This is a genomic window from Marinobacter shunpengi (assembly GCF_045449715.1).
In the GTDB taxonomy this organism is placed as follows: Bacteria; Pseudomonadota; Gammaproteobacteria; order Pseudomonadales; family Oleiphilaceae; genus Marinobacter.
Genome location: NZ_JBJJLA010000013.1, coordinates 13,375 through 38,736, shown reverse-complemented (window position 1 = coordinate 38,736; position 25,362 = coordinate 13,375). Strand labels below are relative to the sequence as shown.

The 25,362-nt window shown below is 61.4% G+C and carries 26 protein-coding genes; 16 read left to right on the top strand and 10 right to left on the bottom strand.

Features of this window, described 5'->3' with window-relative positions:
* Positions 1–12: 12 nt before the first annotated feature.
* Positions 13–381: an ATP-dependent Clp protease adapter ClpS gene (gene clpS / locus ACJO3T_RS07530; RefSeq protein WP_406978228.1), complete on the bottom strand. Its 369-nt coding sequence runs from the start codon at positions 379–381 to the stop codon at positions 13–15.
* A gap of 602 nt (positions 382–983) precedes the next feature.
* On the opposite strand from clpS, the gene ACJO3T_RS07525 reads away from it, so the two are divergent.
* From ACJO3T_RS07525 to ACJO3T_RS07490, 8 genes are all read left to right on the top strand, one after another.
* A complete protein-coding gene (locus ACJO3T_RS07525) occupies positions 984–1,292 on the top strand; it encodes a cold shock domain-containing protein (protein WP_406963555.1) in 309 nt (102 codons plus the stop codon).
* 70 nt (positions 1,293–1,362) lie between these two features.
* Positions 1,363–1,986, top strand: a complete 624-nt coding sequence (locus ACJO3T_RS07520; RefSeq protein ID WP_406978183.1) for a pseudouridine synthase — start codon at positions 1,363–1,365, stop codon at positions 1,984–1,986.
* Between the two features lie 13 nt (positions 1,987–1,999).
* A complete protein-coding gene (locus ACJO3T_RS07515; protein ID WP_406963557.1) occupies positions 2,000–2,449 on the top strand; it encodes an NUDIX hydrolase in 450 nt (149 codons plus the stop codon).
* A gap of 64 nt (positions 2,450–2,513) precedes the next feature.
* Entirely contained in the window at positions 2,514–3,686 is a 1,173-nt protein-coding gene (gene mnmA, locus ACJO3T_RS07510) for a tRNA 2-thiouridine(34) synthase MnmA (protein WP_406963558.1), read from the top strand.
* On the top strand, positions 3,683–4,333 hold the full coding sequence (gene hflD / locus ACJO3T_RS07505) for a high frequency lysogenization protein HflD (protein ID WP_406963559.1): 651 nt from the start codon (positions 3,683–3,685) through the stop codon (positions 4,331–4,333). Before mnmA ends, hflD begins: the two co-directional genes overlap by 4 nt.
* Before the next feature lie 144 nt (positions 4,334–4,477).
* Complete coding sequence (gene purB / locus ACJO3T_RS07500; protein WP_406978182.1) at positions 4,478–5,851, top strand: adenylosuccinate lyase; 1,374 nt, start codon at positions 4,478–4,480, stop codon at positions 5,849–5,851.
* Positions 5,848–7,011, top strand: coding sequence for a ribosomal protein uL16 3-hydroxylase (locus tag ACJO3T_RS07495; RefSeq protein ID WP_406963561.1), 1,164 nt, complete (start codon positions 5,848–5,850; stop codon positions 7,009–7,011). Before purB ends, ACJO3T_RS07495 begins: the two co-directional genes overlap by 4 nt.
* A complete protein-coding gene (locus tag ACJO3T_RS07490; protein ID WP_406963562.1) occupies positions 7,008–7,982 on the top strand; it encodes a GNAT family N-acetyltransferase in 975 nt (324 codons plus the stop codon). Before ACJO3T_RS07495 ends, ACJO3T_RS07490 begins: the two co-directional genes overlap by 4 nt.
* On the opposite strand, the gene ACJO3T_RS07485 is transcribed toward ACJO3T_RS07490, so the two are convergent.
* A complete protein-coding gene (locus ACJO3T_RS07485) occupies positions 7,971–8,981 on the bottom strand; it encodes a LysR family transcriptional regulator (protein WP_406963563.1) in 1,011 nt (336 codons plus the stop codon). The two genes, ACJO3T_RS07490 and ACJO3T_RS07485, sit on opposite strands and share 12 nt — an antisense overlap.
* A gap of 217 nt (positions 8,982–9,198) precedes the next feature.
* On the opposite strand from ACJO3T_RS07485, the gene ACJO3T_RS07480 reads away from it, so the two are divergent.
* Positions 9,199–9,972, top strand: coding sequence for a hypothetical protein (locus ACJO3T_RS07480; RefSeq protein ID WP_406963564.1), 774 nt, complete (start codon positions 9,199–9,201; stop codon positions 9,970–9,972).
* 38 nt (positions 9,973–10,010) lie between these two features.
* On the top strand, positions 10,011–12,017 hold the full coding sequence (locus ACJO3T_RS07475) for an ATP-binding protein (protein WP_406978181.1): 2,007 nt from the start codon (positions 10,011–10,013) through the stop codon (positions 12,015–12,017).
* Here the strand turns inward: ACJO3T_RS07475 and ACJO3T_RS07470 are convergent.
* Together ACJO3T_RS07470 and ACJO3T_RS07465 are read right to left on the bottom strand one after the other, a co-directional pair.
* Entirely contained in the window at positions 11,986–12,459 is a 474-nt protein-coding gene (locus ACJO3T_RS07470) for a MarR family winged helix-turn-helix transcriptional regulator (protein ID WP_406963601.1), read from the bottom strand. The genes ACJO3T_RS07475 and ACJO3T_RS07470 overlap by 32 nt on opposite strands.
* A gap of 15 nt (positions 12,460–12,474) precedes the next feature.
* Positions 12,475–12,960 (bottom strand): glutathione peroxidase, encoded by a 486-nt coding sequence (locus ACJO3T_RS07465; protein ID WP_406963566.1) that lies wholly within the window; start codon positions 12,958–12,960, stop codon positions 12,475–12,477.
* A gap of 224 nt (positions 12,961–13,184) precedes the next feature.
* On the opposite strand from ACJO3T_RS07465, the gene ACJO3T_RS07460 reads away from it, so the two are divergent.
* The 3 genes from ACJO3T_RS07460 (at position 13,185) to htpX (ending at position 15,910) form a co-directional block, all read left to right on the top strand.
* Positions 13,185–14,399, top strand: coding sequence for a pyridoxal phosphate-dependent aminotransferase (locus ACJO3T_RS07460; RefSeq protein WP_406963567.1), 1,215 nt, complete (start codon positions 13,185–13,187; stop codon positions 14,397–14,399).
* 27 nt (positions 14,400–14,426) lie between these two features.
* Positions 14,427–14,906 (top strand): hypothetical protein, encoded by a 480-nt coding sequence (locus tag ACJO3T_RS07455; RefSeq protein ID WP_406963568.1) that lies wholly within the window; start codon positions 14,427–14,429, stop codon positions 14,904–14,906.
* Positions 14,907–15,025: 119 nt separating this feature from the next.
* The gene (gene htpX, locus ACJO3T_RS07450; protein ID WP_406963569.1) at positions 15,026–15,910 is read left to right on the top strand and encodes a protease HtpX; all 885 of its coding nucleotides are present in this window, start codon (positions 15,026–15,028) and stop codon (positions 15,908–15,910) included.
* An 18-nt stretch (positions 15,911–15,928) separates the two neighbouring features.
* On the opposite strand, the gene ACJO3T_RS07445 is transcribed toward htpX, so the two are convergent.
* The 3 genes from ACJO3T_RS07445 to ACJO3T_RS07435 are packed head-to-tail and all read right to left on the bottom strand — an operon-like array spanning position 15,929 to position 19,070.
* Entirely contained in the window at positions 15,929–17,095 is a 1,167-nt protein-coding gene (locus tag ACJO3T_RS07445) for a 4-phosphoerythronate dehydrogenase (RefSeq protein WP_406978227.1), read from the bottom strand.
* Between the two features lie 24 nt (positions 17,096–17,119).
* A complete protein-coding gene (locus ACJO3T_RS07440; RefSeq protein ID WP_406963570.1) occupies positions 17,120–18,478 on the bottom strand; it encodes a DEAD/DEAH box helicase in 1,359 nt (452 codons plus the stop codon).
* The gene (locus ACJO3T_RS07435; RefSeq protein ID WP_406963571.1) at positions 18,462–19,070 is read right to left on the bottom strand and encodes an elongation factor P hydroxylase; all 609 of its coding nucleotides are present in this window, start codon (positions 19,068–19,070) and stop codon (positions 18,462–18,464) included. Before ACJO3T_RS07435 ends, ACJO3T_RS07440 begins: the two co-directional genes overlap by 17 nt.
* A 169-nt stretch (positions 19,071–19,239) precedes the next feature.
* On the opposite strand from ACJO3T_RS07435, the gene dsbD reads away from it, so the two are divergent.
* Positions 19,240–21,144, top strand: a complete 1,905-nt coding sequence (gene dsbD, locus ACJO3T_RS07430; RefSeq protein WP_406978180.1) for a protein-disulfide reductase DsbD — start codon at positions 19,240–19,242, stop codon at positions 21,142–21,144.
* Positions 21,145–21,157: 13 nt separating this feature from the next.
* Here the strand turns inward: dsbD and tusA are convergent, their stop codons facing one another.
* Positions 21,158–21,400 carry a sulfurtransferase TusA gene (gene tusA / locus ACJO3T_RS07425; RefSeq protein WP_406963573.1) on the bottom strand — a complete coding sequence of 81 codons (243 nt, stop codon included), beginning with the start codon at positions 21,398–21,400 and terminating at the stop codon, positions 21,158–21,160.
* A gap of 168 nt (positions 21,401–21,568) precedes the next feature.
* Between tusA and ACJO3T_RS07420 the strand changes: the two genes are divergently transcribed.
* Positions 21,569–21,853, top strand: coding sequence for an antibiotic biosynthesis monooxygenase family protein (locus tag ACJO3T_RS07420; protein WP_406963574.1), 285 nt, complete (start codon positions 21,569–21,571; stop codon positions 21,851–21,853).
* A 1-nt stretch (position 21,854) separates the two neighbouring features.
* On the opposite strand, the gene rlmM is transcribed toward ACJO3T_RS07420, so the two are convergent.
* On the bottom strand, positions 21,855–22,928 hold the full coding sequence (gene rlmM, locus ACJO3T_RS07415; RefSeq protein WP_406963603.1) for a 23S rRNA (cytidine(2498)-2'-O)-methyltransferase RlmM: 1,074 nt from the start codon (positions 22,926–22,928) through the stop codon (positions 21,855–21,857).
* Between the two features lie 51 nt (positions 22,929–22,979).
* Positions 22,980–23,636, bottom strand: coding sequence for an alpha/beta family hydrolase (locus ACJO3T_RS07410; protein WP_406978179.1), 657 nt, complete (start codon positions 23,634–23,636; stop codon positions 22,980–22,982).
* A gap of 285 nt (positions 23,637–23,921) precedes the next feature.
* Here ACJO3T_RS07410 and ccoN point away from each other — a divergent pair, with 285 nt between their 5' ends.
* Entirely contained in the window at positions 23,922–25,352 is a 1,431-nt protein-coding gene (ccoN, locus tag ACJO3T_RS07405; RefSeq protein ID WP_406978178.1) for a cytochrome-c oxidase, cbb3-type subunit I, read from the top strand.
* The last annotated feature ends 10 nt before the right edge of the window (positions 25,353–25,362 follow it).

The window sequence follows — 25,362 nt, the reverse complement described above, 5'->3', positions numbered from 1 at the left end:
GCATAAGGTCAGTCAGTCCGCACGTTCAATCTCGCACAGCAGCGGATGCTCGCACTCGGAGGAATACTGGTTCACCTGCGCTGCTTTCGTTTCCGCGATGTCCCGGGTATACACCCCACATACGGCCTTTCCCTGCGTATGGACGAGCAGCATCACCTGCGTCGCCTTTTCTTCGTTCATGGCGAAGAATTTCATCAACACATCCACCACAAAATCCATGGGTGTGTAATCGTCGTTCAGAAGGACCACCCGATACTGGGGCGGCCGCTTCAGGGCCGGTTTCTCCGGAGCCACGCTGACGCTGTCTTCGCGCCCTGGCTCGTCCTCACCGTCGTGATCCCCCTGATTCAATATTAGTAGAGAATTTCTGAGTGTCCGCATGATTCTCGTACCGGATGTCGGTTTCTGTGACATAAGATGGATGTCCGGCGACGGGTTTTCAAGATCCGAGCTACCCTGCTATGCGACTGGACGCACTCTCGCTGCCCGTCTTCTTCGGACCACCTTTCCGGTATTCCAGGGAAGAAACAGAAGGTCAGCACTCGACAGTCACTCAGACAGTAAAAACGCCACCGGGTTCAATGGCGCATGATACCGCGTCGATACCCGGGGCAACCAGCCCGGAGTGCCCTTGTCACCAAAACGACACCCCGCCCCAGGAAAAGATCCCGCACTGGACGGACCGGCGGCGGGCCCGAACCGGTAGATGGGAAGCCGTCCTTAGACCCCATGCTTTTATTAATTCCGCTGCTATAACGTCATGCTCAATAAATACCGAAAACCTGTAGATTTCGGTGCACCATAGCGCCCCATAACAATGATGTAATGTGCACAATCAGTAATTCCCGCGAGTTTAGTGTTGACTCACACCCACTAATGATCAAAAGTAAATCTTGCAATGTAAAATTGTGTAAAACGCCGTATCAGGCGGCCCGCGCAGGCCGTAGGTTACGACAGATAATGACTGGACAAGGGAGTTCATCATGCCTAGGGGCAAAGTAAAGTGGTTTAACAACGCCAAGGGTTATGGCTTCATTATCGAAGAGGGCTGCAGTGACGACCTGTTTGCACATTTCTCCTCGGTACAAATGGAAGGGTATAAAACCCTGAAAGCCGGCCAACCGGTCACCTTTGACAAGAAACCCAGCGACAAGGGTGTTCACGCGGTGAACATCGTTCCGGAACAGCAACCCGCCACGAAGGGACAGGATTCTCATTCCGCGCGGGATAACGATAACACCGACCAGGAACAGGGTCAGGCCAGCAACGTGGTACGTATGGTCAACGGCTGACACAAGATCGCTACCACGATCATAAGCCATCCCCCCGTGTTAATGGATGTCAGTCTGTTAACATGTCGGGATGGCTGCCCTTATCCTGCTCAACAAGCCTTTTCACACCCTGTGCCAGTTCAGCGATGAACGGGGCCGATCAACGCTGGCCGATTATGTGGATCTGCCGGACGTCTATCCCGCCGGTCGTCTTGACTACGACTCCGAAGGCCTGGTTCTACTGACCGATGATGGCAGCCTGCAGCACCGAATTGCCTCCCCACACCAGAAGATGACCAAAACCTATCTGGTCCAGGTAGAGGGAGCAATCACCGATTCGGCCCTGGACCAGTTGCGTCGGGGTGTCGACCTGAAAGATGGCCCCACCCGCCCTGCTGCCGCTCATCGCATACCAACACCATCACTCTGGCCCCGGAACCCGCCGGTGCGTGAGCGGGCGAACATCCCCACCTCCTGGCTCGAACTCAGGCTGACCGAAGGCCGCAACCGACAGGTACGCCGTATGACCGCTGCCACCGGCTTCCCCACCCTGCGACTGGTGCGCTGGCAGATCGGGGAATGGAGCCTGGATAACCTTGCCCCCGGGGAATATCGCCAACTCACGATCCACCTTCCCAAAGGGCCAGGCAGGACCGCTGGCAAAGGGCCCAGTGCCAGTCGCCGACGCCCCCGACATCGCCGCCAACACACCTGACCGGGAGTTGCCCATGACCTGGAAACCACATGCCACCGTCGCCGTTATCGTGGAAGATGAACGGGGACGTTTCCTGCTGGTGGAAGAGCGCATCAACGGCGACCTGGTGTTCAACCAGCCCGCCGGCCACATTGAAGAAGGCGAAGCCGTGGCCGATGCGGCCCGCCGGGAAGCCCTTGAGGAAACCGGCTGGGAAGTGGAACCCAAAGCCTTCCTGGGCATGTACCGCTATATCGCCCCCGCAAACGGGGTGACCTACTTCCGTTTCTGCTTTACCGCCTCCCCGGTCCGCCAGGTAACCACCGAACTGGATACCGGCATCGCCGCGGCCCACTGGCTCACCCTGGACGAGATCCGCCAACTGGGGGACCGTCTGCGTAGCCCCATGGTGCTCGACTGCATACTGGATTACCGAGAAGGCCGCCGTTTCCCGCTGGAGGTCATCGTGGAGCCGGAAGCATAGCGACCACAAACGGTGTTACAATCGCGCCCCTGATATCCACCGGCAACCAGAATCCGTTTACGCCATGAACCAGCTCACTACCAGTGCACCAGCAGATACCCGGGTTATCGTCGGCATGTCCGGCGGTGTGGATTCCTCCGTGGCCGCCTGGCTGCTGAAGGACCGGGGCTACCAGGTGGAAGGCCTGTTCATGAAAAACTGGGACGAGGACGACGGCACCGAATACTGCACGGCCATGACCGACCTTGCGGACGCCCAGGCGGTGGCGGATGCCATCGGCATCACCCTGCACACAGCCAGCTTTGCCGACGAATACTGGGACCGGGTGTTCGAGCACTTCCTGTCGGAATACAGCGCCGGTCGCACCCCCAATCCGGATATCCTGTGCAACAAGGAAGTGAAGTTCCGGGCATTCCTCGACTACGCCATTACCCTGGGGGCCGACTATATCGCCACCGGCCACTACACCCGCCAGCGTCCCGATCCGGATCATCCTGGCAGGGCCCAGTTACTCAAGGGGCTGGACAATAACAAGGACCAGAGCTATTTCCTGCACGCGGTGTCCGGCGAGCGGGTCGCCCGCACCCTGTTCCCCGTGGGTGAACTGGAAAAACCGGAGGTCCGGCGTATCGCCGAGGAACAGGGTTTTATCACCCACGACAAGAAGGACTCCACCGGCATCTGCTTTATCGGGGAGCGCAAGTTCAGCGACTTCCTCAAGCAGTACCTGCCGGCCCAGCCCGGTGAGATCCAGACGCCGGACGGCCATGTAATCGGTCGTCACCAGGGCCTGATGTACCACACCATTGGCCAGCGTCAGGGCCTGGGCATCGGTGGCCTGGCGGGTTTCAGTGACGATCCCTGGTATGTGGCTGAAAAGGATCTGGACCGCAACGTACTGGTGGCCGTCCAGGGCAAGCAGCACCCCCTGCTGTTGTCCCGGGGACTGCTCAGCGGGCCGGTTGACTGGGTGGCCGGAGAGCCCCCGGCACACCGCTTCCGCTGCAAGGCCAAGACCCGCTATCGCCAGCCGGACCAGGACTGCGAGGTTACTGTGACCGGTCGCGGTACCCGGGTCGTGTTCGATGACGCCCAGCGGGCGGTTACCCCCGGGCAGTCCGTGGTGTTCTATGATGGTGAGGTCTGCCTGGGTGGCGCCGTTATCGAGACCACCTGGCGGGACGACCAGCAGGAACCGTCAGCCCCGGCCACCAGCGCCAAGGCGGAGGCGTCTTGAGCAAGTCCCTCACCGACCAGACACTGGCACTGGCAGGGGTCTTCCAGGCCGCCACCCTGGTCAGCCAGGTGGCCCACCAGGGCCGCTGTGCCGAGTCCAGCCTGGAAACCGCCCTGCGGTCGCTGTTTGTCACCAATCCGGACGACACCCTGGAGGTGTACGGCGGTGAGCTGATGAACCTGCGCGAAGGTCTCGATGCCCTGGCCAAGATCCTCAGCAACCAGACCCGCCAGCAGGATATGGATATCCTTCGCTACAGCCTGAACCTGATCCAGCTGGAGTCGAGCCTCAACCGCAACCGCGACATGCTGTCCGCCATCGGCCAACGCATCGACAGCGCCCGCCACACCGCCAGCCATTTCGGCTATGTGCACGGCAACCTGATCAGCAACCTGGCCTCAGTCTATCAGGACACCATCAGCACCTTCCGTCTGCGCATCCAGGTGACCGGCGATCCCAACGTGCTCCAGCGGGAAGAGAACGCCGCCCGGGTACGCGCCCTGCTGCTGGCCGGCATACGCTCCGCCGTGCTCTGGCGCCAGACCGGGGGCCGCCGCTGGCAACTGATCTTTCGTCGCCGCAAGGTGGCTGCCATTGCCCGGGAACTGGCGGAGAAGGCCAACCAGTCGGTCTATCACTCCGGGTAACCCGCCCCTGCCATCGTGTCACACCCGACACCCACCCGGCGCTGAATTGCCGTTCGCGCTGGTGTATCATGGACACCAAACTATTCACCCCGTAGGCTTCGCGCATTCCTGCGCCCTGCCCGATTCTGATGAGGTTACAATCTGATGGAACTGACCAGCCTGACCGCCATTTCTCCGGTGGACGGCCGCTACGGCAACAAAGTTTCGGTATTCCGGGAAATTTTCAGCGAGTACGGGCTGATCCGTAACCGGGTCAAGGTGGAGGTACGCTGGCTGCAGCAACTGGCGAACCACCCAGAGATCACCGAGGTACCGACACTAAGCGCCAGTGCCCGGGACGGCCTGGACCGGGTGGTGGAAAACTTCAGCTTGGCGGACGCCGAGGCCATCAAGACCATCGAACGCACCACCAACCACGACGTCAAGGCGGTGGAATACTTCATCAAGGAACGGATCGCACCGGTGGAGGAACTGCAGGCCATCACCGAGTTTGTCCACTTCGCCTGCACCTCCGAGGACATCAACAATCTGTCCCATGCCCTGATGCTGCGGGAAGGCCTGGACGACGGCCTGTTGCCGGCCATGGACCGCATTGTCCAGCGCCTGGAAGCACTCGCTGTGGAGCATGCGAAACAGCCCATGCTCTCCCGTACCCATGGCCAGACCGCCTCCCCGAGCACCGTGGGCAAGGAACTCGCCAACGTGGTCCACCGACTGCGCCGCCAACTGAAGCAGATCCGCGAGGTGGAACTGCTGGGCAAGATCAATGGCGCCGTGGGCAACTACAATGCCCACCTGTCCGCCTACCCCTCCGTGGACTGGGCCGCCAACGCCAGGGACTTTGTTGAGGGCCTGGGGCTGTCCTGGAACCCCTACACTACCCAGATCGAACCCCATGATTATATCGCCGAGCTGTTCGACGCCATTGCCCGCTTCAACACCATCCTGATCGACCTGGACCGGGATATCTGGGGCTACATTTCCCTGGGCTACTTCAAGCAGAAAACCGTAGCCGGCGAGATTGGCTCCTCCACCATGCCCCACAAGGTCAACCCCATCGACTTCGAAAACTCCGAGGGCAACCTGGGCATTGCCAACGCCATCCTGGCGCACCTGGGCAGCAAACTGCCGATTTCCCGCTGGCAGCGGGATCTGACTGACTCGACTGTACTGCGCAACCTGGGCGTGGGCTTTGCCCACAGCCTGATTGCCTACGAGGCCACCCTGAAAGGCCTGGGCAAGCTGGAAGTCAACCCGACGCGTCTGAACGATGACCTGGACAACGCCTGGGAGGTATTGGCGGAGCCGATCCAGACGGTGATGCGCCGCTACAACATCGAAAAGCCCTATGAGAAGCTCAAGGAGCTGACCCGTGGCAAGGACATGAGCCCGGAACTGATCCACGACTTCGTGCAGAACCTGGACATCCCCCAGGCCGCAAAGGATGAACTCATGGCGCTGACGCCGGCAAACTATACCGGCAATGCGGCCGAACAGGCGGAAAACATCGGATCATGACGGTACCTGACCGACTCCCCGGCGGCCTGTCCGCCGACACCTTCCTGCGGGACTACTGGCAGAAGAAGCCGCTGGTGATCCGCCAGGCGTTTCCCGGCTTCGAGAGCCCGGTCAGTGCCGATGAACTGGCTGGCCTGGCCTGTGAACAGGCAGTGGAATCCCGAATGGTTGTGGAGGAAGAGAACGGCCACCCCTGGCAACTCCACAACGGCCCGTTCAGCACCGACCGCTTTACCTCCCCACCGCCGGGAAACTGGACCCTGCTGGTGCAGGGGCTGGACCACTGGGTGCCGGAGGCCGCCGATATCCTGGACCACTTCCGCTTCGTGCCCAACTGGCGCCTGGACGACATCATGGCCAGCTACGCCCCTGCCGGTGGCAGTGTCGGCCCCCATTTCGATCAGTACGATGTGTTCCTGCTGCAGGCAGAGGGCCATCGTCGCTGGCGCTTCGGTGGCGCCTGCAGCGAACAGTCGCCCCGGGTGGAAGGCACCCCGCTTCGCATCCTGAAGGACTGGCAGGCGGATGAGGAAGTCCTGCTGGAACCCGGCGACATGCTGTACCTGCCGCCAGGCATCGGCCACCATGGCGTGGCGGAAGATGACTGTATCACCCTGTCGGTGGGGTTCCGCGCGCCAACCGTGGACGACCTGCTGACCAGCTTTACCGATTTCCTGTGCACGGAAACCGACGTCTCCGCTCATCTCTCCGATGGCGATACCCGCCTGCCGGATAACCCGGGCGCCATCGGCGACCAGGCACTGGACAGGCTGGAAGCGGAAATCCGCTCACGGGTGTCCGACCGACGCAACCTGGCGTTGTGGTTCGGCCAGTTCAGCACGTCCCCGAAGAACAGTGACATCGTAATTTCCGCGGAACCACCGGCAACCACCGACGACCTGCTGGAAGCCCTGGTGGATGGCGGTGTACTACGCTGGAATGAGGGCTCCCGTTTCGCTTATACGGAACTGGACGGACAGACCGCCCTGTTCGTGGACGGGGAACGCTACCTGCTCAGCGGTGATGCACAACCCCTGGCGCCGGTGCTGTGCGCATCCAGCCGGCCAGACGCGGCAGAGGTCACCCGCCTGTGCCGGGATCCCGCCCTGGCGGAACTGCTGACCGTACTCTACAACCAGGGAAGCCTCTATTTCGAATGACTGTGAGATTCCGCAAGTACAGCTGGCAACTGGCGCCCCGGGATGTCAGGGATATCCGCCAGTCCGTCTTCATCGACGAACAGAAGGTGCCGCCGGAACTGGAGTGGGACGACACCGACGAGATCGCCGACCACTTCCTCGCCGTGCTGCCGGACAACACCCCGGCGGCCACGGCACGGATGTTCTATACCCTTGATGACACCGCCCACATCGGGCGCATGGCCGTTCGGCCCCAGCACCGGGGCACCGGCCTCGGCGAGAAGATGCTGCGGCACCTGATGACCGAGGCCGCCGGCCAGGTGCAGAACCTGCACCTGTCAGCCCAGGAACACGCCGTCCCCTTCTACCAGCGCAGTGGCTTCCATGTCTTCACGGAACCCTACGACGACGCGGGCATCCCCCACTACGGCATGCGTTGCCTGGCACCAACACTGGTGACCGGGGGATTTGACGATGAACCCCCACGGCACAAGCCCATGATACTGGGTGAGGACGAACAGAGCTGGCTGATTGACGGTGACCACCAGATACCCGACCTGATGGACAGCCTGGCGGGGCAGGCCCGGCAACGGCTGTGGCTCTATGACCGCCTGCTGGACCACGACCTGTACGACCGCCAGCGTCTGCGGGATCTGCTGTCGTGGCTGGCCCGACATCACCGCAACAGCGAAATCCGCCTGCTGATCCACGACGATGCACCATTGGTGAAACGTCGTCACCGGTTGGTGGACCTGCTGCGGCGCCTGCCCAGTGCCATCGACCTGCGACTGGTCAACACCGATTACCCGCCGGTGGAGCAACCATTCCTGCTGGTGGACCGGCAAGGTGTCCTGGTCCGGCACCGGTTTGACCGTCCGGAGGGATTCGCCAGCTTCGCGGACAGCGGCCGGGCCAGATTGCTGGCGGAGGATTTCCAGCGCATGTGGGACATCGCCCGTCCGTCGCTGGAATTGCGGGAACTACCGCTCTGACCGGTGGGGGCCATCCGGCTCCACCGCCTCGAACTGGCGCCCGAACTCGGCGAACTCCTCGTCCACCTCTTCCGCCACGGCGGCCACCAGTCGCCGCAGCCACTGATGGTCGGCGTTGTGCTGCAACAGCGGACTCCACGCCATCTTCAGCTCGAAGGGAGGAATGTCAAAGGGAGGCGGCTTGATCACCAGGTTGGCGTTATCCTTCTGCAACCACGCCGCCCGGCTGGGCAGGGTGGCAATCAGGTCATGCTGCTCCGCCAGCAGCATCGCCACCTGGTAGTGTCGGGTGAACACCGCGATATGCCGCTTGCGCCCCATCAGGCCCAGGGCCTCGTCGACCCATCCCAGACGCTGCACATCCTTGGGATTGACCCCGACACCGACACCGAACCCGGTCTTGCTGACCCAGATATGACTGGCCGCCAGGTAACTGTCGAGGGTAAACGGATCCTGCAGGATCGGGTTGCGCACGTTCATCAGGCAGGCGAAGTATTCCGTCCACAGGGTTTTCTGGTGGAAGGACTGGGGAATCTTGTCGAAGCGGTTGATGGCCATGTCCAGACGCCCCTGCTCCACATCCTGGAAACTCACATCACTGGGGGTCAGTACGTCCAGGATCACGTTGGGGGCCTCCTGGCGAATACGCCGCAACACCCGGGGCATCAGACAGGACTCGGCATAGTCACTGGCCATGATCCGGAACACCCGCTGGCTCTCATTGGCGGAGAATGACGCCTTCTCCTGCACCGCCTGCTCGATATCCGACAGGATGCCCCGCACCAGCGGTTGCAGCTCCGTGGCCCGCTCGGTGGCGGTCATGCCCTCGCTGGTGCGCACCAGCAGCGGGTCGTCGAACAGGTCGCGGAGCCGCCGCAGGCCATTACTCATGGCCGGTTGGGTGATGCCCAGGTGATTGGCTGCCTTGGTGACATTCTTCTCCCGCAGCAGCACATCCAGGTACACCAGCAGATTCAGGTCAACGCGGGAAATATCCATTGCGGGCAACGCCTCCGGGACACGGCAAACATCCCATTCTATCACCTGTAACATGTTGGAACGGAATCGATTAGACTTTTCTGTCAGTCTGCCAGATACTTGCGATAGCTCGGGCGCTATAGGGACGGGTCCTGTGCCCCATCATGGGCACTGGCGGATCCGTTTCATGGCAGCCTTCCCCAAATCAGAAAGATAATCAGGGAGCCCCCCGGGATACATGAATACCATCACCATTGTTCTGCTGTTACTGGCGGTTGTCGTTGCCTCGATCGTGATTGTGGTGATCAGCCAGATGCGCGAACGGGCCCGCATCGAACGAGCCCGCCGTATCACCTCGCTGGAGGACGCCTACAACCGGGCCTACCGGATCTATGACGAATTGCCGGGCCAGTACCTGACCCGGGACATCAAGCTGCTCCTGCTGCGGCGGATGGAGGAAACCTGCAAGGGGCTCCAGCAGGAACAGGCCGACCTCCCCGTGAAAGACTGGCTGGCCAAGGTGCAGGAAAACAAACAGAAAGTGCTGGACGGCACCGACGAGCACCCGAAAGTTATCATCGATTCCCCCGACAAGTCGAACTATATCAAGGAGCTGCTGCAAAGCCTTTTCAAGCTGATCGAGTCTCTCCACAAGTCCGGCAAGGTCAATGCGGCCACGGCCAAGGCCAACCTGCGCCACGTGCTGTTTACCATCCACAAGACCCACGCCGACCTGTTCGTTTTCCAGGCACGGGATCATGTCAGGCATAATGACCTGCGCAAGGCGATCCATGCCTACCATCTGGCGGCGTCGGAAATGGCCAAGTCCAAGGGCAATGACATGGCCGCCAGGGCGGTGGCCGCCTTCAAGGAACGCATCCATGAACTGGAACAGGAGCTGAACAGTGGCGAAAGCGCCCGTTCCGCAGAACAGCAGAACCGGTTGGACAAGGAATGGGATACCTTCCTCCATGACGATGACTGGAAGAAGAAAGCCGACTACGACGACTGACAACCCACCCAGGTCTGCCCAGCCGCACAGGGAATAGAGTGACGCATCTTTTCAGGAACCGTCTGTCATACCGCCTCACCCGCAACACCGTGTTGCTTGCGATGGCGGTGGGGCTCGTTCTCAACCTGATCCAGGTAACGGTGGAATACCACAGTACCCGCACCTATATGGATCAGGATATTGAGGCGTTGATGGACATCAGCCACAGCCCTGCGTCCCAGATCGCCTACAATATCGACACCCGGCTGGCTGGTGAACTGCTGGACGGCATGCTCCGCCACCCGGCGGTGATCGACGCCCGCATCCTGGACACCAAGAACCGCACCCTGTCCGCCGCCAGCCGCGGCAGCGGTGATGGCAGCTACCGCTGGATCAGTGACCTGCTGTTCGGGGAGACCCGCCGCTACTCCACAGAGCTGGAAGTACCGGACCTGCAACAGATCGAACTGGGCCAGCTGGTCATCACAATATCCACCAACTACTACGGCAACCTGTTCCTGTCCCGGGCCGCCTTCATACTGATCAGCGGCATCCTCAAGAGTCTGGTGCTGTCGGCCATGCTGCTGGTGGTGTTCTATTTCGTGCTGACGAAGCCCATGATGCGGGTCATCAGCAGCCTGCAGGACGTCCGCAACGCGCCCGAAAAGGCCCGGCTACCGGTTCCACCTTCCCACGAACATGACGAGATCGGCAGCATGGTGGCCATTATCAACCGCCACCTGCAGACCGTGGACACCTCCCTGAGCCAGCTGCGGGAAGTGGAAAGCCAGATGAAGGACTATTCCGGCAAACTGGAACGGGAAGTTGAGGACCGGACCCGGGAAATCTCGGAAAAGAACGAAGCCCTGCAGCGGGGTAACCGGGCCCTGATCCGCGCCAAGGAGGACGCCGTGCGACGGGCCCAGACCCGCGCCCGCTTCCTGGCCAGCATGAGCCATGAAATCCGCACGCCCCTTAACGGCGTGCTGGGTATGCTGGAGCTGGCCCTGGAAGGTAACCTGGAACCTGCCCAACGCCATCAGCTTGAAATCGCCCACCGGGCCGGCCAGAGCCTACTGAGCCTGCTCAACGATATTCTGGACATCTCCAAGGTAGAGGCCGGCAAGCTGGACCTGGAGGTTATCTCCTTCGACCTGCGACAACTGATCAATGAGTGTGCCACCATCCATGGCGAGCAGGCCCGCCGCAAGGGGCTGAAATTCACCACTCACCTGGAAACCGGTCTCGCGAACCGGTACCTGGGCGATCCCACCCGCCTGAGGCAGGTGGCCAACAACCTGTTGTCCAATGCCATCAAGTTCACGGATGAAGGCACGGTCTCCATTCATCTCGAACAGACCCCTGAAGGGATCCGACTGGAAGTCCGGGACACCGGGATTGGCATGTCACGGCAGGAACTGGACCGGATTTTCTCGCCGTTCTCCCAGGCGGCCACCGACACCACCCGGCGTTACGGCGGCACAGGGCTTGGCCTCGCCCTGTGCCAGCAACTGGTAGAGCGCATGCACGGCCAGATACGGGTGGACTCCAGGGAGGACGAGGGAACCTGGTTTACCGTCACCCTGCCGCTGCCGGTGGACGAGAGTACCGACAGGGACGAGACGGAGATGGCGGAAGTGGTGGAAACCGGGCCCACCAGACGCCACTGCCGTATCCTTCTGGTGGAGGACAACCGGGTCAACCAGATCGTTGCCTCGGGCCTTCTGCACAAGCTCGGCCATGAAGTGGACCACGCCGAGAACGGGGAACGGGCGCTGGCGGCCCTGTCGCTGAAATCCTACGACCTGGTGCTGATGGACTGTCAGATGCCGGTGATGGATGGTTACGAAGCCACACGACGGATTCGCCAGAACCCGGAGTGGAAGAAACTGCCGGTGATCGCCGTCACCGCCAATGTCATGTCCGGCGACCGGGAAGAATGCCTGGCGGCGGGCATGGACGACTACATCACCAAACCCTACAACCGGGACGTACTGGACCGGATGATCCAGCGCTGGTCCACTGCGGAAGGTGTTACCGATACTCCGCCTGCTCCAGGTGACTGAGCAGATCCCGAAGTTCGCCGCGCAGGCGCACCGCATCTTCCGGCCCCACGCCCAGCTCGCACAATAGCCGCACCGGTACGTCGGTGGCCCGCTCACGCATGGAGCGGCCCTCCCCCGTCAGGGCAACCGTTACCACCCGCTCGTCCTCGCTGGACCGCTGGCGGATGATCAGGCCTCGCTGTTCCAGGCGCCGCAACAGGGGCGTCAGGGTACCCGAATCCAGGCGCAGCCGCTGACCGATGGAGGAGACACGTGGCGTCTCCCCCGCCTCGTCCGCTTCCCACATGACCAGCATCACCAGGTACTGCGGGTAGGTCAGGTCCAACTCCGCCAGCAGTGGCCGGTAACGGCTGGTAATCGCCCGGTTCACCGCGTACACGGCAAAACAGAGCTGGTTGTCCAGGGCCAGCAGCTCATCACTGTTAGCCTTGCTGGCACGCATAGCCGAATCACTCACTTACAGCAACTCCACAATATCATCGCGAATGGCTTCAGGCTTTGCAGTCGGCGGATAACGCCGGACAACCTGGCCCTCCCGGTTCACCAGGAACTTGGTAAAGTTCCACTTCACTTTCTTCGAACCCATCATACCCGGCGCCTCGTCTTTTAGCAGCCGGTACAGAGGATGGGCATCCGGTCCGTTGACCTGGAGCTTGGCGAACATGGGAAAGCTGACGCCGTAGTTGAGGGAACAGAATTCACTGATCTCGCTGTTCTCTCCCGGGTCCTGGTTCATGAACTGGTTACAGGGAAAACCGAGCACTTCCAGCCCTTTGGGAGCCAGTTCATTATGGAGTGATTGCAGGCCTTCGAACTGGGGCGTAAAACCACATTTCGAAGCGGTGTTCACAATCAGCATCACCTTGCCAGCATAGTCCGCCAGGGTGCGGGGCTGGCCTTTGATATCCGTTACTTCGATGTCGTAGAGGGGCGCGTTCGCCATGTCAGGCTCCTTATGGATTTTCAACAATTATATTGTGCACAATTTTATTTCCGAAAGCCAGTTTGAGAAACCGGCTCCAAATTGCAGCCCTCCCTGCCATTTTTCATCACAATTGCGCCCTTTTCGGACTGTTTTTTTGAACCCCGGCTCCGCTAGAATGGTGAGCCTGTTCTGATCCTGCCGCCTGTTGCGGCATGCCTACCAACGCCGGGAAGACGCCTTCTATGCAGAATTACAGAAAATCCGCGAAACTGGACAACGTATGCTATGAAATCCGTGGCCCGGTACTGCGTGAAGCGCGTCGCCTGGAAGAGGAAGGCCATCGGATACTCAAGCTCAATATCGGCAACCCTGCTGCTTTCGAGCTGGATGTACCGGAAGAGATCCAGCAGGATGTGATCTACAACCTTCACCAGGCCCAGGGCTATGTAGAATCCAAGGGGCTGTTCTCCGCCCGCAAGGCGGTGATGCACTATTGTCAGCAGATTGGTATCGACAAGGTGGATATCGACGATATCTACCTGGGCAATGGCGTCAGCGAACTGATCGTCATGTCCATGCAGGCGTTGCTGAACACCGGCGATGAGGTGCTGGTACCGGCTCCGGACTATCCGCTGTGGACCGCGGCCATCACCCTGTCCAGCGGTAAGGCCGTGCACTACCGCTGCGACGAACAGCAGGACTGGTTCCCGGACCTGGACGACATCCGCCGGAAGATCACCAACCGCACCAAGGCCATCGTGCTGATCAATCCCAACAACCCCACCGGCGCCGTCTACCCGAAAGAGTTGCTGGAGGATGTAATCGAACTGGCCCGTCAGCACAACCTGATCATCCTGTCCGACGAGATCTACGACAAGATCCTATATGACGGGGTCCAGCACGTGCCCACTGCCTCCCTGGCGGACGACGTGCTGTTCTTCACCTTTAACGGGCTGTCCAAGAACTACCGGGCCGCCGGCTACCGGTCCGGCTGGCTGATCATCAGTGGCGCGAAGCACAAGGCCGTGGACCTGATCGAGGGCATCGACATGCTGGCGTCCATGCGGCTGTGCGCCAATGTGCCGGCCCAGCTTGCCATCCAGACCGCCCTGGGGGGCTATCAGTCCATCGAGGACCTGATTGCGCCGGGCGGCCGACTCTACGAACAACGGGAAACCGCCTGGCGCCTGCTCAATGACATTCCGGGTATCAGTTGTGTGAAGCCCAAGGGGGCCCTGTACCTGTTCCCGAAGCTGGATCCGGCGCTCTACCCCATTGAGAACGACGAGCAGTTCGTACTGGACCTGCTGCGGCAGGAACGTATCCTGCTGGTCCAGGGCTCCGGCTTCAACATCGACGACCGCCAGCACTTCCGGGTGGTGTTCCTGCCCCGGGTCGACGCCCTGGAGGATGCCATCGGCCGCCTGGAAAGGTTCCTGTCCACTTGGCGGGCATAATGTAAGGAATGCAGTAAGAGGAAAAACATGGCCGATATCCACATCGAGGAGTTCTACCGGGATTCCGCCATTGCCCTGGTCCAGCTCTACAGCGTGTTCCCACGGCGTATCAACCTGTTCGTGGAGGATATCGCCGGGCCAGATGAACCTGACGAGTTCGGCCTCCACAGCCCCCGGCACATGGCCTGCTTCGGCGCACTGCTATGGCTCGAGGAAGAGGGCCTGCTGCGGTACGTGGATACCATCCGCCAGGAGGCCCTGGACCAGGCCGTCCTAACCCGCCGGGCCTTTATCCGCCTGAGCACCCCGGCACCAGCCGACCTGGCGGCGGCCCTGGAGCTGCCGGAACCTGGCGTGCCCGCCCCGGATGACGACTCCCTGCCCGCATCGGTCCGCCAGGACCGCTCCACCTGGGTGCACGTGTTGCGCCAGTCCATCAAGGGCGGCCACTCCCCCACCCTCAACCGGGCCATGCAGGCGGCCTTCTTCGCACCTACCGGGAACTGATCTCCTGTCAGCCGGTCTTTCTCACCGCATCGAGAACCACTCAGGTCATTGAAATAACCCGGAGTGGCCCGATATTGGGCATTAGTGTGTAATGCGTCCCTTTTGAGAGAGACTGACCCATGAGAATACTGCTTTTCCTTGCCACCAACCTGGCGGTGATCCTGGTGGCCAGCGTCACCCTCAGCCTGTTGGGTGTCGACAGTTACCTGGCCCAGAACGGCATCAACTACAGCTCGCTGCTTATCTTTGCAGCCGTTTTCGGTTTTGCCGGCTCGTTCATCTCCCTGCTGATGTCGAAATTCATGGCCAAACGAATGACCCGCGCGCGGGTCATCGACTCCCCCCGTACCCCGGCGGAGCGCTGGCTGGTGGATACGGTGGCGGAACTGGCCAAGAAGGCCGGCATTGGCATGCCGGAAGTCGCTATCTTCCCGGCCAGCCAGTCCAATGCCTTCGCCACCGGCTGGAAGAAAAATGATGCCCTGGTGGCCGTGAGCGAAGGACTGTTGCAACGCTTCAGCAAGGAGGAGATTCGGGCAGTCCTGGGACACGAGATCGGGCATGTGGCCAATGGCGATATGATTACCCTTGCCCTGATCCAGGGTGTGGTGAACACCTTTGTGATCTTTGCCGCCCGCGTGATTGGTTCGATGGTGGACCGTGTCGTCTTCAGGAATGAGGGAGGGCACGGTATCGGCTTTTTCGTGGTGAGTATTGTGGCCGAAATTGTGCTCGGCATCCTGGCCAGCACCATCGTGTTCTGGTTCTCCCGGCGGCGGGAATTCCGGGCAGATATCGCCGGGGCACAACTGGCTGGTCGCGGCTCCATGATCAGCGCCCTGGCCCGGCTCAAGCAGGAAAGCGGGATTCCCGACCAGATGCCCGACAGCCTGCAGGCCTTTGGCATCAACCGGGGCGCCCGCCAGGGCCTGGCCGCCCTGTTCATGACTCACCCGCCGCTGGAGGACCGGATTGCCGCCCTCAAGCAGGCCAGTCTGGGGTAGGTCGATCGTGCCGGGCCTTCAGGGGCCCGGGGTTTCAATAACCTGGAAGCCGGCCGCCGACAGCAGGGCACCCTGCCCGCTGTCCGCCGGCACTACAACCTTCAGGCTGGCGGGCTCACGCCGCACCGGGTATTGCTTGCGCAGGCCGTCAAAAGCCGGCCCCACCGGGGAGCCAGGCCCTGCCACACGGGCATACGCCGCCCGTAACCGGGCGTCATCATCCCGCGGGTCGTAACAGGCCATCAGAGCCCGGTGCAGGGCCTCCATAGGGGTTGCCCGGGCCGTAAACCGCAGCTCAGACAAAGGGGGCGCCGGCAGCACCGTCGCCAGATCCGTATCCATGGGCAGGCCTACCCACTGGTGTAGCGCCCTGGCCACCATTTCCGTGCCCCGGCTCTTGCCCTCCAGGCTGTAACCGGCAATGTGGGGTGTCGCCAGCCAGCAACGGGCCACCAGCGCCGACAGGGGCTCGGGCTCGTTTTCCCAGACATCCAGTACCACGGTGGGCGCGTCCTGTTCGTCAAGACGCCTCAGCAGCGCCTGATTGTCGATGACTGGTCCTCGCCCGCTGTTGATCAGCAACTGGTTGCCGCACAGGCGCGACAACCGGTCCTCATCCAGCAAATGGGCGGTGCCATGGGGGCCATCCCTGGTCAGGGGGGTATGGAGGGAGATCACATCGCACTGGAGCACCTCCTCCAGCGAGGCGAATGGCAGGTCGGCCCCCTCTGCCTGCAATGGAGGATCGCTTACCCGAACTGTCACCCCCAGGGCCTGCAGACTCCGCACCAGGGCGCCGCCGACATTGCCCGCGCCCACCACGCCCACGGTGAGACCATCAAATGACGGTTGTTGGTGGTGAAGCAGGAACAGCGAGAGCACCGATAACACATACTGCACCACGCTGGTGGCATTGCAGCCGGGCGCCGGAGTAAAGGCAATGCCCTGTTCCTCCAGCCAGTCGGTGTCCACATGGTCGGTGCCAATGGTCGCCGTGCCCACAAACCGGACGGACGTGCCAGACAGCAGGCTGGCGTCCACCCGTGTCACCGAACGTACCAGCAGTACGTCGGCGTCCATCAACTGCTCCCGGCCAAGGGTGCGGCCGTTAACCCGGGTCAGGCTGCCCAGACCGCCGCAGAACGGTTCCAGCAGCGGAATGTTCTCGTCGGCAACGATACGCAGCATGGCCGCCTGCCGGGAACCGGGCTAGCGGGAACCGGACGACCGGGGCCGACCGCCCTGGCGTCCCCGGTTGCCACCGCGGGGACCACCACCGCCGCCACTGGGCCGGCGACGGCCACGACGACGCTGGATCAGTGGTTTATCCAGCGGTTGCAGCAGATCTTCCTCCGGTACCGTCGTGGTCAGCTTCTGGCTGATGTAGGTCTCGATGGACGGCAGGGCAAAGGCATCGTCCTCGCTGGCAAAGCTGATGGAGATGCCGTACTCCCCCGCCCTACCGGTACGGCCGATGCGGTGTACATAATCCTCGGCATTGTCCGGCAGGTTGTAGTTGAACACGTGGGTCACGCCCTCGACATGGATACCACGTCCCGCCACATCCGTGGCCACCAGTACCTGGATATCGCCGTTCTTGAACTGGTCGAGGGTCTTCAGCCGCTTGTTCTGGGGAATTTCGCCCGACATCAGGGCCGCCTTGACGTCCTGGTTCTTCAGGTCTTCTTCCAGGTCACGGCACTGGTCGCGGCGGTTGGCAAAGACGATGGCCTTGTCCACCCCCTGCTGCTTCAGGGCATTCACCAGCACCGGCAGCTTCTGGTCCTCGGACACCAGGTAAACCGTCTGCTTCACGCGCTCGGCGGTCTTCTGCTGGGGTTCGATCTCGATAAACTCGGCACCGTGTGTCCACATGGACGCCAGGTTCAGCACGTCCTGGTTGAAAGTGGCACTGAACAGGAGGGTCTGGCGATCGTCCTTGGGCGGGCACTGGCGGATAATCCGCTTGACGTCCGGGATGAAGCCCATGTCGAGCATCCGGTCCGCCTCGTCCAGGATCAGCAGATCCACCTGGTCCAGGTACACATCCTGGGTGCCCATGAAATCGATCAGGCGCCCCGGTGTAGCCACCAGGATGTCCACGATCTCTTCCCTCAGCACTTCCCGCTGCTTGTCGTAGTTCATGCCACCCACCACGGACACCACGCGATGGCCTGTCCGCTCGCAGAGCTGTTCCGCATCCTTGGCAATCTGCATGGCCAGTTCCCGGGTCGGCGCCAGGGCCAGTACGCGGGGCTCGGAGGCAAACCGGTCCTTGTCCGGGATCGGCGTCTCCAGCAGCGTCTGGATGGCGGTGATCAGGAAAGCCGCGGTCTTGCCGGTACCGGTCTGAGCCTGCCCGATCAGGTCATGACAGGCCAGGGTGTAGGGCAACGTCTCCGCCTGGATCGGGGTACAGTATTCAAACCCGATACCACTGATGGCATCCTGCAATTGCTGGTGGAGACCCAGTTCGGAGAAGCGGGTTCCACTCTGCTTCAGTTCGGTATCATCGTTTGCACTGGCCACGTTGTCCGTGGTGTTACCAGATTCAGGAGCTTGCGTCATAGGCTTCGCTTTCTGTTGTGAAATGGTGTGGCTGCCGGCGTAACTCATCCGCCAGCCAGGCATGGCGTTCACGCCATCGGCAGAACTCGTCCGCCCCTGTGCCGTAGAAATCCATCAGGGACTCCAGGAAATGCTCCGCCCTGACCGGAAGACCCAGGTCCAGGTACCGGCATGCCTGACGGTATACATTGCGACGGAATCCGTCCTCATCAATGGCACCGCCGCCATCCAGGTTGTCCACGCTGATATGGAAGTGGCTGCCGCAGGCGGTGGCGAACAGCCACTCGATCGCCTGGGGCTTCACCTCAACCTGTTCAAAAGACCTTTGCTGTTCACGGGTACGGCCATCGGGACAATACCAGTAACCATAGTCCGGCAACTGCCGCCGACGCTCGCCGGCGATACACCAGTGACTGATTTCATGGAGAGCGCTGGCGAAATAGCCGTGGGCGAAGATTACCTGAGCATAGCGACCGGCTACGCCAGCAGGAAGGTATTCAGGCTCATCGCCACCGCGAACCAGTTCCGTTCCCGTACTTTCAAGGAACAGTCTGTTGAACAGTGTGACAAGGTCTTCTGGACGGTGATTCATGGGTCCGTTATTGTGCGTCTTTAACGAAAGGAATGCCAGCGGGATATTAAGGGATCCTTGACTAAATCCCGGATATATTCCTGCAAAAACCGGGAACTTTCCGGATCGAAGCCAGTCTTTCCTTTCATTCCGGATACGCTCGCCTGCCAACCGACAGACATTGACATCCATGCCACTGATATCCCGTTTTCCTGCTGACCTCCTGCGACTGTTCCTGCTGACCCTGGCCACGCTCCTGTCCGCAAGCACCGGCTGGGCCTCCTTCAACAGCAACAGCCTGGGCGGCCAGGACTTCCTGCCAGTGGACGAGGCGCTGCCCTTCAGCTTTACCAACACCGAGTCCGGTGTGTTGTTGAGCTGGGATATCGCGCCAGACCATTACCTGTACCGGGGGCGTATTGCCGTGTCCACGCTGACCGAGGGGGTCAGTGTGTCAGAACCGGCTTTCTCCCTGCCGGGCGTGGAAACGGAGGACCCCTACTTCGGCACCGTCAACGTGTTCTATGAGCCGGTGGAGGCCCGGGTCGATCTGGACCTGCCGGAGGGCGTCCGCGAGGCAACCCTGGAGGTGACCTACCAGGGGTGCGCCAAGGCAGGCCTTTGCTACCCCCCACAGACCCGGGAAGTGTTGTTCTATGCCAGCCAGGATCAGTCAAAGGAGCCAGCGGCAGCAGGCTCCGGCCCGACCGGCGGCGCCACGACCACCACCCCGGATGGCAACCTGGACAGCGCCACTGGCCTGGCCGGGTTCCTGTCGGAGCAGTCCCTGGCCATCATCGCGCTGGTTTTCCTGGCGCTGGGGCTGGGGCTGACCTTCACGCCCTGCGTACTGCCCATGGTGCCCATCATCTCCACGCTGGTGTCCAGCCAGAACACCCGCAGCACGGGGCAGGCGCTGGCGCTGGCCCTGAGCTATGTGCTGGGCATGGCACTTACCTATGCCGCCGCCGGCGTGATTACCGGACTGCTGGGGGCCAGCTTCAACCTGCAGGCACACCTGCAGTCTCCCTGGGTGCTGGGCAGCTTCGCCGCCCTGTTCGTGCTCTTTGCCCTGGCCATGTTCAATATCTTTGACCTGCAACTGCCCCAGGGCATCCAGAACCGGCTGAGTCAGGCCAGCCAGAACCTCAGCGGCGGTCGTGTCGCCAGCGTCTTCGGCATTGGAGCACTGTCCGCCCTGGTGGTATCCCCCTGTGTATCCGCCCCCCTGGCGGGCAGCCTGCTTTACATCAGCACCACCCAGGATGCGGTGGTGGGCGGGGTTGCCCTGCTGTCCCTGGGACTGGGCATGGGCATTCCCCTGATCCTGGTCGCCGTGGGCGGTCGTCACTTACTGCCGACGACCGGCTCGTGGATGAATGTGGTCAAGGCCTTCTACGGGGTGATGTTGCTGGCCGTGGCCATCTGGCTACTGGAGCGGCTGGTACCGGCCTGGCTGGCACTGACACTCTGGGGCGTCCTGGCCGCCATCACCGGCGTGCAACTGGGGGCCTTTGATCAGGCCCGGGCGGGATGGCAGCGTACCTGGAAAGGTGCCGGCCTGCTCCTGTTCGCCTGGGGGCTTGCGCTACTTGCCGGCGCCCTCTCGGGTGCCTCGAACCCCATGAGACCACTGGCACCCTTTATGGCGTCGTCGGCCAGCAGCAGTGGCGCAACCGCGACCGAACACGCCCCGTTCGAGCGCCTGGAAGACCCGGATGCCATCCGGACAAGGCTGGACCAGGCCAGCGCCCAGGGGCAGCCGGTGATCCTGGATTTCTACGCGGACTGGTGCATCTCCTGCAAGATCATGGAGCGGGAGGTATTCAGCAAGCCGGGCGTGATTGCCGCCATGGCACCCTATACCCTGCTGCAGATCGATATGACCGACAATACCCCATCACAACAGGCGCTTCTCGACGAGCTCGGCCTGTTCGGGCCACCAGCCATCCTGTTCTACGACGGCAACGGGCAAGAGCAGACGGATCTCCGGGTGCTGGGGGAAATGGACCTGGCCCAGTTCCGGGAGCACCTGGAGCGGGCCAGCTCCATGCTCCAGGGGGTGTCCGGACAACAGCAGGTCGCGGCAGATTAGATTCGCGGGCCTGCTAAGCTCCCCGCCGAATCCAGAACAGGTACTCGCCGCCGGTCTCTTCCTGCCGCACCAGTTCATGGTTCAGGAACTGGCAGAAACGGGGAATGTCCCTCGTGGTGGACGGGTCCGTGGCCAGTACCCGTAGCACGCCCCCCACCGGCACATCGGCAATCCGGTTATGCAGCATCATGACCGGCTCGGGGCACATCAGGCCTCGGGCATCCAGTTCGGCATCCTGATTCGGTAACTCGGCCATGCTTATCTCCCGGGCTTTGCACCCCGGCCCCGGGGCGGTTGTTTCAGGCACCCGCGTCATGGTGCCTCAACAACCTGATGGTAATTCCCGGTCCAGGTGCTAAATTACTGTTTAGATGGTCCATTTTAGACCACATCGCCCGTTGAACGGTATAGCATTGAGGTGTCTATGATTCGTGTCATCATTGAACGTCATATCGCCGAATCCCTGGAATCCGCCTACGAGGACCGCTCAAGGTTCATACTGCAGAGCGCGGTCACCGCCCCGGGGTTCGTGTCGGGCGAGACCCTGGTGGACGCCAGGGACCGCAACCACCGGATTACCCTGGCCAACTGGCGCTCCGAGGCGGACTGGGACCGCTGGTATCATTCGGAGGAACGCCAGCAGTTGCTGAGCGAGATCAAACCCATGATGGACCAGGATGAAAAGATCACCATCCTGGAACAGTGCTGACCTAGTCGGTCCGCTCCAGAAAGCAGGTAATCTCTTCCCGGTCGTGGTATAGCTGACGCGCCCGTAACCGGACGGCGAAGGGGGCATCGGCCAGATGTTCCCTGATCAGGTCACGGCACACCAGCCATTCCTCGTAGCGGCGCTTCATGGGTAGCTTGAGGTTGAAGACACTGTATCGGCAGAGCTGGTCGGCAAACCAGTCGCTGACCATGGTGGCGGTCCGCCGTGGCTTGTCCACGATATCGCAGACCATCCAGTCCACCGCACGTTTCGGACGCCACAGGTAACCATCTGACTGGATGTGGGTCACCATGCCGGTTGCCATGAGGGCATCGTCCATGGGGCCATTGTCCACTGCGGTCACGGTCATCCCCTGCTGTACGAGCTGCCAGGTCCAGCCCCCTGGCGCGGCCCCCAGGTCAACCCCGGTCTTGCCGCCCCCCAGATAATCCAGCGCCCTGCCCTCCGGCAACAGCACCTTCCAGGCTTCTTCGAGCTTCAGTGCTGACCGGCTGGGCGCTGCTTCGGACAGCTTCAGTCGTGGAATTCCCATAGGCCAGCGTGCCCGGTTGTTCACCGGGCTGATGCCGATGATCACCCGGGAAAAGTCCACCAGCAGCAACTCAAGGCGGTCACCATCGCCGCCTCCATCACCAAGCAGGCCTGCACCCCGGAGGGCGCGGGACAGGGGTGCCACCCACTTGCGGCTAAAGCGACTCAGGTCCGCATCGCTGTTGTTTTCCGGTACCCGCACCTCAAGTCGGTCACAGCCCGAGACAGCGTCGGCCCCGGCGTAACGCACTGCGTCAAGCACGGCACCAACCCGGTCCGTTGCCGGCAATTCAACATCCGCCACCACAACCATCCAGTCGCGCACGAAGACCAGGGTACTCAACGGCAGGTCGGACAGCAGCGCCGGTGCATCCATACCGCCGGCCAGCGTGAACTCCAGCCATCCCATACCCTCGGCGGGCTGGAAGTAGCCCCAGGCTCCGAGGGAGGCTGCGGCATCGGTCAACTCACGCCCGGCTTCCGCCTCGAAGCCCGGGCGGCAGTAAAGCAGCAGTTTGTTCAGGGGAGAATCCATCATGCACCTATTCAGCAACGGCCATAAAAGGACGACAGCCTACCCGAGGGAACGGACAAAAGCAGCCGCCCGTCTGGCCGACTCGTCAATGAGGGCATCCGCACCCAGGCCCTGCTTCTTCAGAGGCCGCAGGTCATGATTGCCGCCGTCGAGCCATTGCAACCGGACATGGGCTGGCAGCGGTCCGTGGTCCGCGAGTTCATTCGGCTTTCCGAACGGATCCCGGGTGCCCTGGAAGATCGCCATGGGTACGGCGACCTCCGGAAAGTGCCCGGTACGCCATTTATCCGGCTTGCCCGGTGGATGGAACGGATAGCCAAAACAGGCCACCCCCTGGATCTGTTCCGGCATTCCTGGAGTCACCGCCAACAGGGAGGCCATGCGGCCGCCCATGGATTTTCCCGCCACCACCAGCGTCCGCTGGTCGCCAATGTTCCTGCGACACTGACGGACCATCGACTCGAAATGCTCCAGCAACACCGGCTGGCGATCTGGTGGCCGTTTGCGGCCGTCCTCGCGGCGTTTCTGCATATAGGGAAACTCGAAGCGCGCCACGCTGACACCGTTGGCACTCAGTGACCAGGCCAGCCGTTCCATAAAGGGGCTGTCATACCCCACCCCCGCGCCATGGGCCAGAAGTATCACCGGTGCGCTGTCCGGCGCGTCGTTGGCATTGTCGAAAAGCCAATATGTCATCTTGCAAGCTCCATCTGAGGAACTACCCTCCTCTTTACAGGTCTACCGGCAGGCGCAACCAGACCGGTGCCTGTTGTTGCCCCGGTTACGTTGCGGGAACTATTGATGAATATCGAAAAATCCCGCGAATTGTACATCACTCCGACATTGAACAGATTCGCCATCACACTGATTTAAGCGGCATTACCGTGGCCAGCGGAGTTGATCTGAGTCATTGCAAACGGGTTAGCGTTTCTCCATACTTGCGCCGATTTCTTTCCCACCCCTGAATCCATTGGTAAGGCTATGAGCACAGTGAATGCAGACCTGACATACAACTACAAGGTGGTGAGACAGTTCGCCATCATGACGGTGGTATGGGGTATTGTGGGCATGTCGCTGGGTGTGATCATTGCATCGCAGCTGGTGTGGCCACAATTGAACCTCGACCTGCCCTGGACCCATTTCGGCCGGCTGCGGCCACTGCACACCAATGCCGTGATCTTCGGTTTCGGCGGTAGTGCCCTGTTTGCGACGTCCTATTACGTTGTCCAGCGTACCTGTCAGGCACGCCTCTTTTCTGACGGTCTCGCGGCCTTCACCTTCTGGGGCTGGCAGGCCGTTCTGATAGCAGCGGTTATCACCCTGCCCCTCGGCCTTACCTCCACCAAGGAATACGCTGAACTGGAATGGCCGATCGACCTGCTGATCCTGGTCACCTGGGTGTCCTACGCCATCGTGTTCTTTGGCACCATCATGAAACGTAGCGCTCCCCACATCTATGTGGCCAACTGGTTCTACGGTGCCTTCATTATCACCGTTGCGGTGCTGCACATTGGTAACAACCTGGCGTTGCCCGCCTCCCTGTTCAAGTCCTACTCCGCCTATGCGGGTGTCACCGATGCCATGATGCAGTGGTGGTGGGGCCACAACGCCGTGGGCTTCTTCCTGACCGCCGGCTTCCTGGGCATGATGTACTACTTCGTTCCCAAACAGGCCAACCGCCCGGTCTACTCCTATCGCCTGTCCATCGTGCACTTCTGGGCGCTGATTGCCACCTACGTCTGGGCCGGCGGCCACCACCTGCACTACTCGGCACTGCCAGACTGGGCGCAGACCGCGGGCATGATCATGTCACTGATCCTGCTGGCACCCTCCTGGGGCGGCATGATCAACGGCATGATGACCCTGTCCGGTGCCTGGCACAAGCTGCGTACCGATCCGATCCTGCGCTTCCTGGTGGTGTCCCTGTCCTTCTACGGCATGTCCACCTTTGAAGGTCCGATGATGGCCATCAAGACCGTCAACGCCCTGTCCCATAACACCGACTGGACCATCGGACACGTTCATTCCGGCGCCCTGGGCTGGGTTGCCATGATCAGTATCGGCGCAATCTATCACCTGATCCCGAAACTGTGGGGCATCAAGGAGATGTACAGCATTGGCCTGATCAACGTGCACTTCTGGCTGGCCACTGTCGGCACCGTCCTGTACATCGTCGCCATGTGGGTCAACGGCATCATGCAGGGCCTGATGTGGCGTGCGGTGAACGAAGACGGCACCCTGACGTACAGCTTCGTACAGGCCCTTGAGGCTTCCTGGCCCGGTTATCTGGTCCGCTTTATCGGGGGCGTCATCTTCCTGAGCGGCATGCTGGTCATGGCCTGGAACGTTTGGATGACCATCCGCCAGAAAGACGCGGTTGCGGCCGACAACGTCGCGGCACAGCCGGCCTGATCAGGAGCGA